Genomic DNA, 13,441 nt, shown 5'->3' on the forward strand with positions numbered 1-13,441 from the left:
ACCAAGGGAACATCAATGACCGACGCCAAAGCCATGATCCAGACGATGATCGCGCTCGCCTCCGCCTCGCTCGGCCTCGTCGCCGCGCTGGCGTGGAACGAGGCGATCAAGGCCACGCTCGCCATGCTGGGCATGGGCGACAACCTCGCCGGGCTCTACAGCTATGCGATCGTCGCGACTGTTCTGGCGGTCACGGTGCTGACGATCCTCGGCCGGATCAGTTCGCGCATCGGCGGCGAAGCAGCCATCCAGCGCGAGGCGGAAGGGTAAGGCGCTAGGCCTTACCCGCGCTTCAGCCGCACCAGCGCATCATCGAGAGCTGACAGGAATCGCGACCGGTCGGCCTTGGAGAACGGCGCTGGCCCGCCGATGATATCGCCGCCCGCGCGCAAGTCTGCCATGATCGCGCGGGTGGCGATCTGGCTGCCGATGGAGTTGGTGGTGAAAGGCTTGCCGGTGGAGGAAAGCACTTGCGCTCCCACCTTCAGGCAGCGGTCCGCCAGCAGGATATCGGCGGTCACCACCACGCAGCGCGGATCGGCTTCCTCCGCGATCCAGTCGTCTGCTGCGTCAAATCCGCCATCCACCACCACGCGCCGGACCAGCGGGTGCACCGGCACGCGGAACGGCGAATTGCTCACCACCACCACGGCCACTTCATGCCGCCACGCGACCTTGTAGATCTCGTCCTTGACCGGGCAGGCATCGCCATCGACCAGAATGCGGATGGGGCCAGGACTGGGGCCAGAACTGGGGGCAGGGGGCGTGTTCATGCGCGGCCCTTGCCACAGCCTGCGTGGCTACGACAGAAGGGATCGCAGTCCTGCCGGTTCAGGTGCTCTTCTTCATGTTATCGAGGCCTGCAACCACACCGGATTTCTGGCTGGGGTTCGAAGCGTTCAGCTTTTTCGGCGCTTCGGCCTTGGGCTTGCGCGCTTCGCGGTTCGATTTCTTCTGCCCTTTGGCCATGCTCGCTCTCCGTTCCGACGGTATGGCCGGGGATCAGGCTTAGGCCTTTGGCCCGGGCTTGGCTAGCAATCCTGCGCGCGCACGAAAAAGCCCCCGCAGCGCGCCTGATTGGCACATTGCGGGGGCTTTTTTCGGTCAGCAGGGCAGCGATGCTGCCCGCAGGCTCAGTTGGAGGCGACCTGGATGCCCAGCGCCTTGGCTTCAGCTTGCGTGAAATCGACCGGCTGGTTGTTGAACGTGCCGGTCACGTAGCGGCCACGAACGTGGAGTTCGAACGGCGCCTTGCCGTTGAAAGCGGAGCCGCGGATCACGCGTTCGCCGCCCGAGACTTGCGTCGTGTAGGTGTAGGTGACACCTTCGTGGGAAAACTGCGCCTTGGCTTCTTCAGCCTGCGCAAATGCCGGAGCAGCGATCAGGGCGGCGGCGGCAGCGATCTGGAAAGACTTGATAAACATGGCAATATCCCCTTTTGAGTCGGAAGAAATTGCCTTCGAGCACCCCTGTTTTCTTGTTGAAAGTGATATGATGCACCGCACAATAAGCGGCAATTGCTATGATCGTCGCGCCAGTTGCAAAACGCGCAATCGTTTGATTTCGGTGTTTGCGCTCGCGCTCTGTGCAGGCCTTGCGGCGTGTGCGCCCAAGGCGGTGGAGCCGGTCCCGATGCCGGTCATCGCTGGCGGGTGGAGCGCTGCCGATCCTGCCGGCGAGTGGGTTCAGGCCGCCGCCCGCTATGCTGTATCGCAGCTGCCCGCAGGGCATGGCGCACTTGCCGAAGTGATGTCTGCCCAAACGCAGGTGGTGGCCGGAACCAATTGGCGCATGGCCTTGCGCATGGCCGATGGCACGCGCTGGAACGTGGTCGTCTGGCACCGCCTCGATGGCACTTACGCGCTGACGGACGCGCAGCAAGTGCCTTGAGCATCAGCGCTTTTTGACGAACTCGGCGCGCAGGACGAGGCCCTTGATGCCATCGAAGCGGCAATCGATCTCCTGCGCGTCGCCGGTCAGGCGGATCGACTTGATCAGCGTGCCGCGCTTCAGCGTCTGGCCCGCGCCCTTGACCTCAAGATCCTTGATCAGCGTTACCTGATCGCCGTCGGCCAACAGGTTGCCCACCGCGTCGCGCACTTCAACAGTGCCTTGCGCCGCAATCTTGGCTGCCAGTTCGGAAGCTGGCATCCACTCGCCGCTGTCCTCGTCGAACACATAATCTTCATCGCTCATGCGCTGCCCTTGCCCGAAAGGGCAGGACCTGTCCAACCCATAGCGCGAGCCAGACCAGCACTGGCTGCACAAACATGCGCGGCACATGATAGCCAAGCCCCAGCCCGTGATCGGGCCGGGCCATGTCGCGGATGAAATGGACGATGTTGGCCGGGAACACGCACACCGCATAAGCGGCGAGACCCCAGCCTGCCGCACGGCGGAGCGCTGGGAACCACGGTTGCAGCAGGCCCGCCGCGCCCGCCAGTTCGGCCACGCCGGTCAGCGCGATCACCAGTTCAGGCGCGGGCACCCATGTCGGCATGATGCCAAGGAACGGGCGCGGCAGCAGCAGATGCGCCGCGCCCGCCAGCGCGTAGAGCAGGGCCAGTACCCAGCGGGTGACGGCCCGTGCCACGGCTCAGTCGCGCAGCAGTTCGTTGATCCCGGTCTTGCTCCGGGTCTGCGCGTCCACGGTCTTCACGATCACCGCGCAATAGAGCGAAGGCCCCGGCGTGCCATCAGGCAGCGGCTTGCCCGGCATCGCGCCCGGCACGACCACGGCATACGGCGGCACACGGCCGATGTGGACTTCGCCCGTCGCGCGGTCGACGATCTTGGTCGATGCACCGAGGTACACGCCCATCGACAGCACCGCGCCTTCGCCCACGATCACGCCTTCGGCCACTTCGGAGCGCGCGCCGATGAAGGCGCCGTCCTCGATGATCACGGGGCCGGCCTGCAGCGGTTCGAGCACGCCGCCGATGCCTGCGCCGCCCGAGATATGCACATTCTTGCCGATCTGCGCGCAGGAACCGACCGTGGCCCAGGTATCGACCATCGTGCCTTCATCGACGCGCGCGCCGATGTTCACGAAGCTCGGCATCAGCACCACGCCCTTGGCGATATGCGCGCCGCGCCGCGCCACCGCGCCCGGCACCACGCGGAAACCGGCTTCGCGAAAGCGGTTCTCGCCCCATCCGGCAAACTTCGAGGGCACCTTGTCGTAAGCCGGAGCGCCGCCCGCGCCGTGCTCGATCACGGCATTGTCGTTCAAGCGGAAAGAGAGCAGCACGGCCTTCTTTAACCACTGGTGCACGATCCATTCCCCGCCGACCTTTTCGGCCACGCGCACTTTGCCGCTATCCAGCAGTTCAAGCGCGGCTTCCACCACTTCGCGCACAGCGCTGCTGGCAGGAGTGACGTCGGCGCGGGCTTCCCACGCGGCTTCGATGGCGGCCTGCAGGTCTGCGGTCATGGCTTTGGCTCCGGGAAAAACAGATGGCGGGGCCTAACGGAGCGCAGCGCCGCCTGCAAGCTCTGCGCAAACCAATTCCAGCCACTGCGGCAGATCATCGATCACCAGATCGATCGCGGCATCGTCCTTGGCCCGGTCGCCCCATTCGCTGGCGCAGTCGAGCCACACCGTCTGCATCCCCAGCGCCTTGGCAGGCGCAAGGTTACGCGCCGAATCCTCGACGAACACCGCGCGCTGCGGATCGAACCCGAAGGCTTCGATCAGGCCGTGATAGGCCGAAGGCTCGGGCTTGGGCTTGTAGTCCATCGCGATCACGTCCCACAGGCCCTCGAAGCAATGCGCCAGCCCCAGCGCCGCCAGCACCCGCTCGGCATAAGTCTGGTCGCCATTGGTGAAGATCAGCCGCCGCCCGGGCAGCGCCATGATCTGATCTGCCAGGCGCGGCGCCTGCGCCAGCACGCTCATGTCGACATCGTGGACGAAATCGAGGAATTCGCGCGGGTCGATGGCATGGTAGTGCATCAGCCCCGCCAGTGTCGTGCCGTGATCGTGGAAATAGAGCTTCTGCACGCGCTTGGCCTCGATCGGATCGCAGCCGAGCAGGTCTTCGATGAAGCGGCCCATGCGCTGGTCGATCTGGCCGAACAGGCCGCAGGCCGGGGGATAGAGCGTGTAATCGAGATCGAAGATCCAGCAATCAACGCGCGTGGGGTCAAACACCAAGGTTCAGCTCCCCACCGCGGCCGGGACCAGCTTGCGCAACCGGCCGCTCCCGCCGTCTTCAAGGATATAAAGCGCCCCGTCCGGCCCTTCCTCCACTTCGCGGATGCGGGTGCCCAGCGCGATGCGTTCGATTTCCGTGCCGCGCGCGCGGGAACCCGTCCCGCTCGTGGCGACCCGCACGAGCCCGCCGCTGACCATACCGGCGCAGATCGCGTGGCCCTGCCAGCCAGGAAACAAGGTGCCCTTGTAGAAGATGAGATCGCCCGGCGCGATCACCGGGTTCCAGCTGATCGCTGGCGCTTCGAGATCGGGCCGCGTGGCATGGCGCGGGATGGGGGTGCCGTCATAGTTGTCGCCATTGGACACGCGCGGCCAGCCATAGTTCTTGCCGGGCTGGACGAGATTGAGCTCATCGCCCCCTGCGGGCCCGTGTTCCAGATCCCACAGCTGTCCGTTGCTGTCGAACGCCAGCCCCAGCGCGTTGCGGTGGCCATAGGACCAGATCTGTGGGTTTTTGTCGGTTTGGCCGGCAAAGGGATTGCCGGGCGCTGGCTTTCCATTGGGCAGGAGGCGCACGATCTTGCCAAGCGTGACCTTGAGATTCTGCGCGGGGCTGAACAGTTGCCGCTCGCCCGAACTGACGAACAAGTGCTGCCCATCGGGCGAGAAGGCAATGCGGTGGGAAAAGTGGCCTTCGCCAAAGGTCTTGGGGCCTTGCCGCCAGATGACCTGCAAGCCCCTGAGGCGCGGCCCGGTTGTCGGGAACTCGATCTTCGCGCGTCCGACCACAGCACCACGCTTGCCATCCGCGCCCAATTCCACCCAGCTGAGATAGATCAGCTGCGAAGTGCGGTAATCGGGCGCCGGCACCACATCGCCGAAGCCGCCCTGGCCCCCATAGGCGACCGGTGGAACACCCTTGACGTCACGCACCGGCCGCCCCGGACGCCAGAACTTGAGCTTGCCAGCTTTTTCGGTGATGAGCGCGAAATTGCTGCCTGGCAGGAAGGCCATCGCCCAAGGTTCGTTGAACGTTGCCTCGTCCGTTATGGTCACTTGCGTGAGCTGCGGCGTGGGGCTGGTGACGATGACGTTGTCACCAGCCTCGGCAGGGCTCGAGCAGCCAGTCATGGCGAAACCGGCCAGCGCCAGCGCGGAAAGGACAGAATTTCTCATGGATCGCACCATGCCAGTGCAGAGGCCCCTTGTCAGCGCCGCTTCGGCGTCTGCCGAAAACGCTCTGGCGCTACCCGAGGGCCTTGTCGTCGGCGTGGACGAAGCGGGGCGAGGACCGCTGGCTGGCCCGGTGGTGGCCGCGGCGGTCGTGCTCGGGGCTGCGCCGCCCAACGGGCTTGGCGATTCCAAGAAGCTCAGCGCGCTGCGCCGGGCGCGGCTTGAGCCTCTGATCCAGCAAACCTGCCACTGGGCGCTGGGCGTGGCCGACGTCGAGGAGATCGACCGCCTCAACATCTTTGCCGCGACCATGCTGGCAATGACCCGCGCGGTGAGCGCGCTTGTCGCTACATTGGCGGAAGACCGCATCGGCACGGTGCTGATCGATGGCAACCTCACGCCTGCCGGGCGCTGCGAGGGGTGGATCTGGCCCGCCCGCGCCATCGTGCGCGGCGATGCGAGCGAGCCATGCATTTCCGCCGCCTCGATCCTCGCCAAGGAACACCGCGACCGCGTGATGCGCGCGGCGGCGGTGGAGTTCCCGCACTATGGGTGGGAGCGCAATGCCGGATATGGCACGGCGCAGCACCTCGCCGCGCTGCAGCAGTATGGGGCCAGCCCGCATCACCGCCGCAGCTTTGCGCCGGTTGCTGCCGTCGTCAGCTAAGCGGCGCGAAACTTTTTTCACCCCGCGAGTCCGCCCGGCCACACCACCAGATGTGGGGGTGAGCCGTGCCGGCAGGACTCCAGATATGGATACGGACTCGTTCCGTTCCTCTGCTTAGACCCTCTGCGACTCGCGAGAATCCGGCGAGTCGCGGCTTGACGGCGAGTCCGCGATGATTCACCAGTCAGCGCGTATCAGCGGGGGACAAGGCGGTAATGGTGGCTCTGACAAAGGAACGTCCGGCAAAAGGTGCGGCGCGCGCGCTGCGGGCGGCGCAGGCGGCAACGATCAGCAAGCTGGCGCTGCCGCTGGGCCAGATCCTGCGCGGCGATTGCATCGAACGGATGCGCGAGCTGCCCACCGGCTCGATCGACCTGATCTTCGCCGATCCGCCCTACAACCTGCAATTGGGCGGCGATCTGGCGCGGCCCGATGGCAGCCATGTCGATGCCGTCACCGACGATTGGGACAAGTTCGACAGCTTCGAACGCTACGACACCTTCACCCGCGAATGGCTGACCGAGGCGCGCCGCCTGCTCAAGCCCGATGGCGCGCTGTGGGTGATCGGTTCGTACCACAACATCTTCCGCGTCGGCGCGCTGCTGCAGGATCTGGGGTTCTGGATCCTCAACGACATCGTGTGGCGCAAGGCCAACCCGATGCCCAATTTCAAGGGCACGCGCTTCACCAATGCGCACGAAACCCTGATCTGGGCCTCGCGCAGCGAGAAGGCGAAGTACACCTTCAACTACCGCGCGATGAAGACGCTCAACGACGAGCTCCAGATGCGTTCTGACTGGGTGCTGCCGATCTGCGGCGGGCCGGAGCGCATCCGCAAGGACGGCGTGAAGGCCCACCCCACGCAGAAGCCCGAGGCACTGCTCTACCGCGTGATGCTGGCCACGACCAATCCCGGCGATGTCGTGCTCGATCCCTTCTTCGGCACTGGCACCACCGGCGCAGTGGCGCGCCGCCTGGGCCGCGAGTTCATCGGCTGCGAGCGCGAGGAAAGCTATATCGCGGTGGCCGAGGAACGCATTGCCGCCGCGCTCCCGCTGGATGAAAGCGCGCTCACCACGATGATGAGCAAGCGCAGCGCCCCGCGCGTCGCCTTCGGCCAGCTGATCGAAAGCGGCATGATCGCGCCGGGGGCGCAGCTGTTTGATCGCAAGCGGCGCTGGACGGCGAGTGTGCGCGCAGATGGTTCGGTCATGGCCGACGCCGCCACTGGCTCGATCCACGGCGTCGGCTCGGCGGTGCAGGGCGCGCCTTCGTGCAATGGCTGGACGTTCTGGCACATCGAGCACGAGGGCGAGGTCAAGCCGCTCGATGCGCTGCGCCAGCTGTACCTGCTTGCGGTGGAAGACTGACGTGCTGCCGCTGCTCGGCCTCATGCCGCATGCGCTCGTGCTGCGCGCGCATGCGAAGTGGACGCGCGCGATGCTGATGCGCGCGATCCGGCGTGCGGCGCGGCGCTGATCCATGCGAAAGCTCTACATTCGCCCCATCGGTTTTGCCGAAAGCCCGCAGAGCGAGGAGGGCGGGGCGGTCCGCCTCGCCGGAGGGCTGGTCTATGCTTCACGCTTTGCGCTGATCGTGCGGGAAGGCACGAAAGTCGTGTCGCGCCAGCGCTTCGGTGCCGATGAAGCCGTTGCCGTACTCGGCGCTCTGCCTGATGCGCTTGCCGCCGAAGCCCATACGCAGTGGGCCAATCTCAAGATGCAGCATGGCCCGCTGGCTTGCGGCGCGCGCATGCTGCGGCTCGATCAGCCGCAAGTCATGGGCATCCTCAACGTCACGCCCGACAGCTTTTCCGATGGCGGCAAGTTCCTCGACAAGCCCGAAGCCGCGCTTGAACACGCCGCCGCGATGCTGGAAGCGGGTGCGGCGATCATCGATGTCGGCGGAGAATCCACGCGCCCCGGCGCGCCTGCGGTGTGGGAGGGGGACGAGGCCAAGCGCGTCGTCCCGGTGATCGCGCGGCTTGCCTCCAGCGGCGCGGCCATTTCCATCGACAGCCGCCGCTCGACCGTGCTGGCCGAAGCACTCGCGGCAGGCGCACATATCGTCAACGATGTCTCCGCCCTGCGCCACGATCCGCGATCCATCGAAGTCGTGGCGGCGAGCGGCGCGCCCGTCATCCTGATGCACGCACCCGGCGGCGAGAAGGACCTCCACGCCGATGGCCACTATGCCGACGTGGTGCTCGACGTGTTCGATGCCCTGCGCGAAAGGCGCGACTCCGCCATCGCGGGCGGCATCGCGCGCGAGAAGATCCTGCTCGATCCCGGCATCGGCTTCGGCAAGTCGCTGGCCGAGAACCTCGCCCTCATCAATGCCCTGCCGCTGTTCCACGCGCTTGGCCAGCCTTTGCTGCTGGGAGCGAGCCGCAAGCGCATGATCGGGGCGCTATCGGGGGAAGCTCCCGCGCATGAGCGCCTCGGCGGCTCGCTGCTGCTGGCGGCCAAGGGCTTCGAAGCGGGCGTGCAGATGGTGCGCGTGCACGATGTGGCCGAAACCGTGCAGGCCCTGCGCGTGTGGCGCGGCCTGCGCGATGCGGCGCTGACCGACTTCAGCCAGCTGGGCGCTTGACCGGCAGCGGCGGGGCGCCCAGCGCCTCGTTGTGCTGGCCGATATGCGGTGCCGGTTGCACTTCGAACCCGCCGACCGAGAACGTTACCGGACTCCGCATCTTGAGGTATTCGCCTTCAGTGGGGTGGGTGCGCTGCTGGAAGAAATCGACCGCCTTCAGGTGCGGGTCTTCGGTTATGTCATCGAGATCGCGCACCGGCATGCAGGGGATCTGGTGCTCGGCCATCCTCGCCGCCCATTCCGCCATCGTCAGCTTCGGCGTGCGCTTGGCCATTTCCTCGTAGAACGCGCTGATATTGCGCATGCGTGAGGGGTAATCGATGAAGCGCGGGTCTGCGGCCAATTCGGGCGCTTCGAGCAGCTCAATCACCGTGTCGATGGCGTCGGGCGTATAGGGCACAATCACCACATAGCCGTCCTTGGCGGGGAAGGGCTGGCGAAACGGATCGAGCTGGCGTGGATAGCCTGCAGGTTCCTTTGGTGGCACCAGCGTCAGCCCGTAGAGATGCTCCTGCATCATGAAGTGCGTGAAGCTCTCGAACATCGGCACTTCCACGAACTGGCCCTCGCCGAAACGCAGCTTGTGAATGATCGCGGCCATCACCGCATAAGCGCCGTGTAGCCCTGAAACCTTGTCGGCGATCAGCGAGGGCAGGAAGCGCGGCACGGGATTGCCATCGACGCGCGATAGCAGGTTGGCCGTGCCGGTCGCTGCCTGGATCACGTCGTCATAGGCCTGAAGATCGCCATAAGGCCCGCCCGAGCCAAAGCCGGTGCAGTGGACATAGATGATGTCGGGCTTGATCGCCTTGACCGCCTCATAGCCGAAGCCGAGCCGCTCGATCGGCTTGCCGCGCACGTTGTGGATGAACACATCGGCTTCGGCGAGCTGCGCAGTCAGCGCCGCCTTGCCTTCGGGCGATTTGAGATCGAGCGCGAGGCTGCGCTTGCCCTTGTTGAGATTGAGCGTGCACGGCCCCATGCCGGGCGTTGCCGCGACCTTTCCGGCATGGCGGAAGATATCGCCCACGGGCACTTCGACCTTGATCACATCGGCCCCCAGATCGGCCAGCGTTTCGGTGGCGTAAGGCCCGAACACCACGCTGGTCAGATCAACGATGCGAATGCCTTCCAGCAGCTTCTGCCCGGCCATGATGCGCTTTCCTCCCCGCTGGCCCGATGAAGTCCGGGCTCTAGATCGAATATCCACCATCGCTTACCAGCACCGAGCCGGTGATGGGCGCTGCCAGATTTGACAGGAGGAAGCCGACCTGCGCCGCGATCTCCTCCGCGCTCGCCATGCGGCCCAGCGGCGATCCGGCGCGGCCGATCTCGGCAATGGCGGCCTCGCGGCTGCCGTGCTGCGCGATGGCCTGCTGCATCATTCCCGCCGCATCCCAGATCGGCGTATCGACCGCCCCCGGCGCAATCGCATTGACCCGGATCCCGTGGGGCGCTGCTTCATGCGCGGCAATGCGCGCCATGTGGAGCACGGCTGCCTTGGACGCGCCATAGTCCACCGGCGCAGTGCCCTTCAGGCCCGAAACCGAACCCATCAGCACGATCGAGCCGGAACGCGCGCCATCTGCTGCGGGGCGCATCATGTTGCGCAGCGCACATCGCAGGCCGAGGAACATGCCATCGAGGTTGACCGCCATCGTGGCCCGCCAGTCCGTGATGTCCAGGTCGACGATGGCCTTTCCGGCCCCAGCCACTCCGGCATTGATCACCGCGTGATCGAGCCGCCCGATTTCGCGCGAGAGCAAATTCCACAGCGCAGGATCGCCAACATGGCCGCCAAAAGGCCGTATCCTGCACCCCAGGCCCAGAGCATCGAGCCCCGGGCGGTCGATATCGACAAGCACCAGTTCGGCCGCGCCATGCGCATCGAGCCAGCGTGCCGTTGCCGCGCCGATCCCCGATGCGGCACCGGTGATAAGAATGGTCTTGCCGGAAAAGTCGAGTTCACCTGCCATGGGGGCAGGCTAACCCCGATCCCCCTGCCGCATCAAGCGACGTTGTCGATGCCCAGTTCTGAGAGCTTGCGATAAAGCGTCGAGCGCCCGATGCCGAGCCGCCGCGCCACTTCGGTCATCCGGCCGCGGTAGTGCCCGATGGCGAGGCGGATGACGTCGGCCTCGATTTCCTCAAGCGGGCGCAAGTTGCCGTCAGGCGAATAGAGCATGACGCCTGCCCCCTCGCTCTGCGCCGGTGCGGACCGCGGGGTTTCGCCGATCAGGCTTGAAAGGTTGGGGAAGTCCTGCGCGGTCAGCGCCTCGCCGTCGCAGAACACGGCAGCGCGGAACAGCGTGGCCTGAAGCTGGCGCACGTTGCCCGGCCAATCATAGGCGGCGAGCAACGAAAGCGCGCCATCGGTGATGCCCAGCGGCCTCAGCCCCGGCTGTTCGCCGATGCGCGTGAGGAAATGGCGGGCCAGCGCCGGAATGTCGCCCGCGCGTTCGCGCAGCGCAGGCAGATGCACGTGCACGCCGCTCAAGGCTTCGAGCAGCGCCGGATCGAACAGCTCGACGTCGACCAGATCGCCCAGCGCGGCATTGCTGCACACGATCACCCGCACGTCGAGCCGGAAGCTGTGGCGCGCGCCGATGGGCTGGATATCGCCGCGCTGGAGGAACTGCGCGAGGCGGGCCTGCGCGGGCAGGCACAGCCGGTCGATCTCGTCGATCACCAACGTGCCGCCATCGGCATGCTGCAGCGCGCCGACATGGCGTTCGAAGGCCCCCGGAAACGAGCCCTTTTCATGGCCAAACAGCACCGATTCGATCTGGTTGGCCGGGATTCCCCCGGCGTTCACGATGCGCAAGGGTGCTTTGGAGCGCGGGCTTGCGGCATGCATTGCGCGCACCAGCATTTCCTTGCCGGTGCCGCTTTCGCCTTCGATCAGCACGCTGTTCTGCGTGCGCGCGGCCTTTGCCGCCACGGCCAGCGCGGCGCGGAATCCGGGGGCAGCACCGATCATCGAATCGAAATCGAGCGTGCCGGAAAACTTTTCCGTCAGCGGTTGCAGTTCATCGGGCGATTCTTCGCGCCGGACCGCGCTGCGCAGCGCCTGAAGCAGCCGATCGGGCGCGACGGGTTTGATGAGATAGTCTGAAGCACCCGCGCGCATCGCCTCGACGGCGAGCAGCGGCGAGGCGCTGATGGTGATCATCAGGATAGGCAGCGCTGGGCGACGGGCTTTCAGTTCGGCAATCAGCTCGCAAGCCTCGTCGCCCGGAACCCATTGATCCAGAATGATTGCATCGAGCTGCATGCCCTGACGGGTGCCGAGTGTGGCGATGGCCGTCTCGGAATCGCGGGCAATGATCGTGCGCCACCCCTCGCGCGCTGCGAGCGACGAGATGAGGCGGCATTGCGCCGGTTCATCGTCGATCAGCAATAGCAGCCGATCAGTTGGCTCTGGCATGGCTTCCCCGGTCCTTTTGCATAGTGCCGGGGTCTAGCCCAATTGGGTAAAGACCAGATTAAGTGCGAAAGCATCGGTTCCGCTTGAGCCGGGGTGGAGGGGCCGCTAGAGGATGCGGTCAATCGGTCGTTTAAAACGCAATCAGGAAGGGTTTGTCATGGGCGCCAGCAACAACAACATGAAGGCAGCGACGGCCACGTATGAAGGCTTCGTCGGCATGATCAAGGTCGCCACGCCGGTGATCGCTCTGATCGTGGCTTTCGTCATCTATCTCATCGCCTGATCCGCGAATGGGGGCGACAACAACGATCGCGGTCCTGCGGGAGCGGGCTAGCGGTGAGCACCGGGTGTCGGCGACGCCTGAGACGGTGAAGAAGTTCATCGGTCTTGGCGCGGCTGTGCGCGTGGAAGCAGGGGCGGGCATGACCGCTTCGATCAGCGACGAGGCCTATCAGGCTGCCGGAGCCGAAATCGTCGCCAGCGGTGCTGCCGCCGGTGCGGATATCGTGCTGGGCATCCAGGGGCCGGAGCCTGAGCTGCTGGCGGGCGCCAAGCCCGGCGCGTGGGTTGTTGCCTCGCTCGATCCCTTCGGCCAGCGTGCCCGCGTCGATGCTTATGCATCGGCGGGTCTCGAGGCGCTGGCGATGGAGTTCATGCCGCGCATCACCCGCGCGCAGTCGATGGACATCCTCTCCTCGCAGTCGAACCTCGCGGGCTACAAGGCCGTGATCGTGGCAGCGGACCTTTATGGCCGCGCCTTCCCGATGATGATGACCGCAGCTGGCACGGTTTCGGCGGCCAAGGTCTTCGTCATGGGCGTCGGCGTCGCCGGCCTTCAGGCCATCGCCACCGCGCGCCGCCTCGGCGGGCAGGTTTCCGCAACTGACGTGCGTTCGGCCACCAAGGAACAGATCCAGTCGCTCGGCGCCAAGCCGATCTTCGTGGAGAACGTCGCGGGGATCGAGGGCGAAGGCGCGGGCGGCTATGCCACCGAGATGAGCCCGGAATATCAGGCGGCGCAGGCCGAACTGGTTTCCAGCCACATCGCCAAGCAGGATATCGTGATCACCACCGCGCTGATTCCGGGCCGTCCGGCCCCGCGCCTGATCACCGATGCGCAGATCGCGACGATGAAGCCCGGTTCGGTGATCTTCGATCTCGCGGTTTCGGCAGGCGGCAACGTGGAAGGTTCGGTCGCGGATCAGGTCGTTGAAAAGCACGGCGTCAAGATCATCGGCTATTCCAACACCGCCACGCATCTCGCGGCAGACGCTTCGGCGCTGTTTTCGCGCAACCTGTTCAATTTCCTCTCGGCCTTCTGGGACAAGGAGCAGGGCAAGCCCGTGCTCGACGAGGAAATCGGCAATGCCGTGCGCCTGACGCAGGGCGGCAAGGTCGTCAACGAACGACTGCTGGGCTGAGGGGG

The 13,441-nt window shown here is 65.7% G+C and carries 18 protein-coding genes; 7 read left to right on the forward strand and 11 right to left on the reverse strand.

Features of this window, described 5'->3' with window-relative positions:
* The first annotated feature begins 15 nt into the window (after positions 1-15).
* Positions 16-270, forward strand: coding sequence for a DUF5654 family protein (locus CFE35_RS02115; RefSeq protein ID WP_292927436.1), 255 nt, complete (start codon positions 16-18; stop codon positions 268-270).
* 11 nt (positions 271-281) lie between these two features.
* Here CFE35_RS02115 and CFE35_RS02120 read toward each other — a convergent pair whose 3' ends face one another.
* The 3 genes from CFE35_RS02120 to CFE35_RS02130 all read right to left on the reverse strand — a co-directional run bounded on the left by CFE35_RS02120 (position 282) and on the right by CFE35_RS02130 (position 1,424).
* Entirely contained in the window at positions 282-773 is a 492-nt protein-coding gene (locus tag CFE35_RS02120; protein WP_292927438.1) for a YaiI/YqxD family protein, read from the reverse strand.
* A gap of 58 nt (positions 774-831) precedes the next feature.
* Complete coding sequence (locus CFE35_RS02125; protein WP_292927440.1) at positions 832-969, reverse strand: hypothetical protein; 138 nt, start codon at positions 967-969, stop codon at positions 832-834.
* A 164-nt stretch (positions 970-1,133) separates the two neighbouring features.
* Entirely contained in the window at positions 1,134-1,424 is a 291-nt protein-coding gene (locus tag CFE35_RS02130) for a hypothetical protein (RefSeq protein ID WP_292927442.1), read from the reverse strand.
* A gap of 70 nt (positions 1,425-1,494) precedes the next feature.
* On the opposite strand from CFE35_RS02130, the gene CFE35_RS02135 reads away from it, so the two are divergent.
* On the forward strand, positions 1,495-1,890 hold the full coding sequence (locus tag CFE35_RS02135) for a cystatin domain-containing protein (protein ID WP_292927444.1): 396 nt from the start codon (positions 1,495-1,497) through the stop codon (positions 1,888-1,890).
* Positions 1,891-1,893: 3 nt separating this feature from the next.
* Here CFE35_RS02135 and CFE35_RS02140 read toward each other — a convergent pair whose 3' ends face one another.
* From CFE35_RS02140 to CFE35_RS02160, 5 genes are read right to left on the reverse strand one after another with little or no spacing between them, the layout of a single operon-like run.
* Positions 1,894-2,196 (reverse strand): alkylphosphonate utilization protein, encoded by a 303-nt coding sequence (locus CFE35_RS02140; RefSeq protein ID WP_292927446.1) that lies wholly within the window; start codon positions 2,194-2,196, stop codon positions 1,894-1,896.
* The gene (locus CFE35_RS02145) at positions 2,186-2,593 is read right to left on the reverse strand and encodes a DoxX family protein (protein ID WP_292927448.1); all 408 of its coding nucleotides are present in this window, start codon (positions 2,591-2,593) and stop codon (positions 2,186-2,188) included. Before CFE35_RS02145 ends, CFE35_RS02140 begins: the two co-directional genes overlap by 11 nt.
* A gap of 3 nt (positions 2,594-2,596) precedes the next feature.
* Entirely contained in the window at positions 2,597-3,433 is an 837-nt protein-coding gene (dapD, locus tag CFE35_RS02150; protein WP_292927450.1) for a 2,3,4,5-tetrahydropyridine-2,6-dicarboxylate N-succinyltransferase, read from the reverse strand.
* 33 nt (positions 3,434-3,466) lie between these two features.
* Positions 3,467-4,156 (reverse strand): pyrimidine 5'-nucleotidase, encoded by a 690-nt coding sequence (locus tag CFE35_RS02155; RefSeq protein WP_292927452.1) that lies wholly within the window; start codon positions 4,154-4,156, stop codon positions 3,467-3,469.
* 3 nt (positions 4,157-4,159) lie between these two features.
* A complete protein-coding gene (locus CFE35_RS02160; protein ID WP_292927454.1) occupies positions 4,160-5,332 on the reverse strand; it encodes a PQQ-dependent sugar dehydrogenase in 1,173 nt (390 codons plus the stop codon).
* Here CFE35_RS02160 and CFE35_RS02165 point away from each other — a divergent pair.
* The 3 genes from CFE35_RS02165 (at position 5,331) to folP (ending at position 8,588) form a co-directional block, all read left to right on the forward strand.
* Positions 5,331-5,996, forward strand: coding sequence for a ribonuclease HII (locus CFE35_RS02165; protein ID WP_292927456.1), 666 nt, complete (start codon positions 5,331-5,333; stop codon positions 5,994-5,996). The two genes, CFE35_RS02160 and CFE35_RS02165, sit on opposite strands and share 2 nt — an antisense overlap.
* Before the next feature lie 215 nt (positions 5,997-6,211).
* Entirely contained in the window at positions 6,212-7,366 is a 1,155-nt protein-coding gene (locus tag CFE35_RS02170) for a site-specific DNA-methyltransferase (RefSeq protein ID WP_292927458.1), read from the forward strand.
* A gap of 112 nt (positions 7,367-7,478) precedes the next feature.
* Positions 7,479-8,588 (forward strand): dihydropteroate synthase, encoded by a 1,110-nt coding sequence (gene folP / locus CFE35_RS02175; RefSeq protein WP_292927460.1) that lies wholly within the window; start codon positions 7,479-7,481, stop codon positions 8,586-8,588.
* Here folP and CFE35_RS02180 read toward each other — a convergent pair.
* Genes CFE35_RS02180 through CFE35_RS02190 form a run of 3 tightly spaced genes read right to left on the reverse strand, consistent with a single transcriptional unit; the run spans position 8,569 to position 12,015 of the window.
* Positions 8,569-9,741: a CoA transferase gene (locus CFE35_RS02180; RefSeq protein ID WP_292927462.1), complete on the reverse strand. Its 1,173-nt coding sequence runs from the start codon at positions 9,739-9,741 to the stop codon at positions 8,569-8,571. The genes folP and CFE35_RS02180 overlap by 20 nt on opposite strands.
* A gap of 40 nt (positions 9,742-9,781) precedes the next feature.
* A complete protein-coding gene (locus tag CFE35_RS02185; protein ID WP_292927464.1) occupies positions 9,782-10,564 on the reverse strand; it encodes an SDR family oxidoreductase in 783 nt (260 codons plus the stop codon).
* Positions 10,565-10,596: 32 nt separating this feature from the next.
* A complete protein-coding gene (locus CFE35_RS02190; RefSeq protein WP_292927466.1) occupies positions 10,597-12,015 on the reverse strand; it encodes a sigma-54 dependent transcriptional regulator in 1,419 nt (472 codons plus the stop codon).
* Positions 12,016-12,172: 157 nt separating this feature from the next.
* On the opposite strand from CFE35_RS02190, the gene CFE35_RS02195 reads away from it, so the two are divergent.
* Both CFE35_RS02195 and CFE35_RS02200 read left to right on the forward strand, forming a co-directional pair.
* A complete protein-coding gene (locus tag CFE35_RS02195; RefSeq protein ID WP_292927468.1) occupies positions 12,173-12,298 on the forward strand; it encodes an aa3-type cytochrome c oxidase subunit IV in 126 nt (41 codons plus the stop codon).
* 7 nt (positions 12,299-12,305) lie between these two features.
* Positions 12,306-13,436, forward strand: coding sequence for an NAD(P) transhydrogenase subunit alpha (locus CFE35_RS02200; protein ID WP_292927470.1), 1,131 nt, complete (start codon positions 12,306-12,308; stop codon positions 13,434-13,436).
* The last annotated feature ends 5 nt before the right edge of the window (positions 13,437-13,441 follow it).

The sequence above is a fragment of the Novosphingobium sp. PASSN1 genome (assembly GCF_002278815.1).

Excerpts from the sequence above, each read along its gene's own strand:
- CFE35_RS02115 (WP_292927436.1), top strand. The coding sequence starts at position 16 with ATGACCGACGCCAAAGCCATGATCCAGACGATGATCGCGCTCGCCTCC.
- CFE35_RS02120 (WP_292927438.1), bottom strand. The coding sequence starts at position 773 with ATGAACACGCCCCCTGCCCCCAGTTCTGGCCCCAGTCCTGGCCCCATC.
- CFE35_RS02125 (WP_292927440.1), bottom strand. The coding sequence starts at position 969 with ATGGCCAAAGGGCAGAAGAAATCGAACCGCGAAGCGCGCAAGCCCAAG.
- CFE35_RS02130 (WP_292927442.1), bottom strand. The coding sequence starts at position 1,424 with ATGTTTATCAAGTCTTTCCAGATCGCTGCCGCCGCCGCCCTGATCGCT.
- CFE35_RS02135 (WP_292927444.1), top strand. The coding sequence starts at position 1,495 with ATGCACCGCACAATAAGCGGCAATTGCTATGATCGTCGCGCCAGTTGC.
- CFE35_RS02140 (WP_292927446.1), bottom strand. The coding sequence starts at position 2,196 with ATGAGCGATGAAGATTATGTGTTCGACGAGGACAGCGGCGAGTGGATG.
- dapD (WP_292927450.1), bottom strand. The coding sequence starts at position 3,433 with ATGACCGCAGACCTGCAGGCCGCCATCGAAGCCGCGTGGGAAGCCCGC.
- CFE35_RS02165 (WP_292927456.1), top strand. The coding sequence starts at position 5,331 with ATGGATCGCACCATGCCAGTGCAGAGGCCCCTTGTCAGCGCCGCTTCG.
- CFE35_RS02160 (WP_292927454.1), bottom strand. The coding sequence starts at position 5,332 with ATGAGAAATTCTGTCCTTTCCGCGCTGGCGCTGGCCGGTTTCGCCATG.
- CFE35_RS02170 (WP_292927458.1), top strand. The coding sequence starts at position 6,212 with ATGGTGGCTCTGACAAAGGAACGTCCGGCAAAAGGTGCGGCGCGCGCG.
- folP (WP_292927460.1), top strand. The coding sequence starts at position 7,479 with ATGCGAAAGCTCTACATTCGCCCCATCGGTTTTGCCGAAAGCCCGCAG.
- CFE35_RS02180 (WP_292927462.1), bottom strand. The coding sequence starts at position 9,741 with ATGGCCGGGCAGAAGCTGCTGGAAGGCATTCGCATCGTTGATCTGACC.
- CFE35_RS02185 (WP_292927464.1), bottom strand. The coding sequence starts at position 10,564 with ATGGCAGGTGAACTCGACTTTTCCGGCAAGACCATTCTTATCACCGGT.
- CFE35_RS02190 (WP_292927466.1), bottom strand. The coding sequence starts at position 12,015 with ATGCCAGAGCCAACTGATCGGCTGCTATTGCTGATCGACGATGAACCG.
- CFE35_RS02195 (WP_292927468.1), top strand. The coding sequence starts at position 12,173 with ATGGGCGCCAGCAACAACAACATGAAGGCAGCGACGGCCACGTATGAA.
- CFE35_RS02200 (WP_292927470.1), top strand. The coding sequence starts at position 12,306 with ATGGGGGCGACAACAACGATCGCGGTCCTGCGGGAGCGGGCTAGCGGT.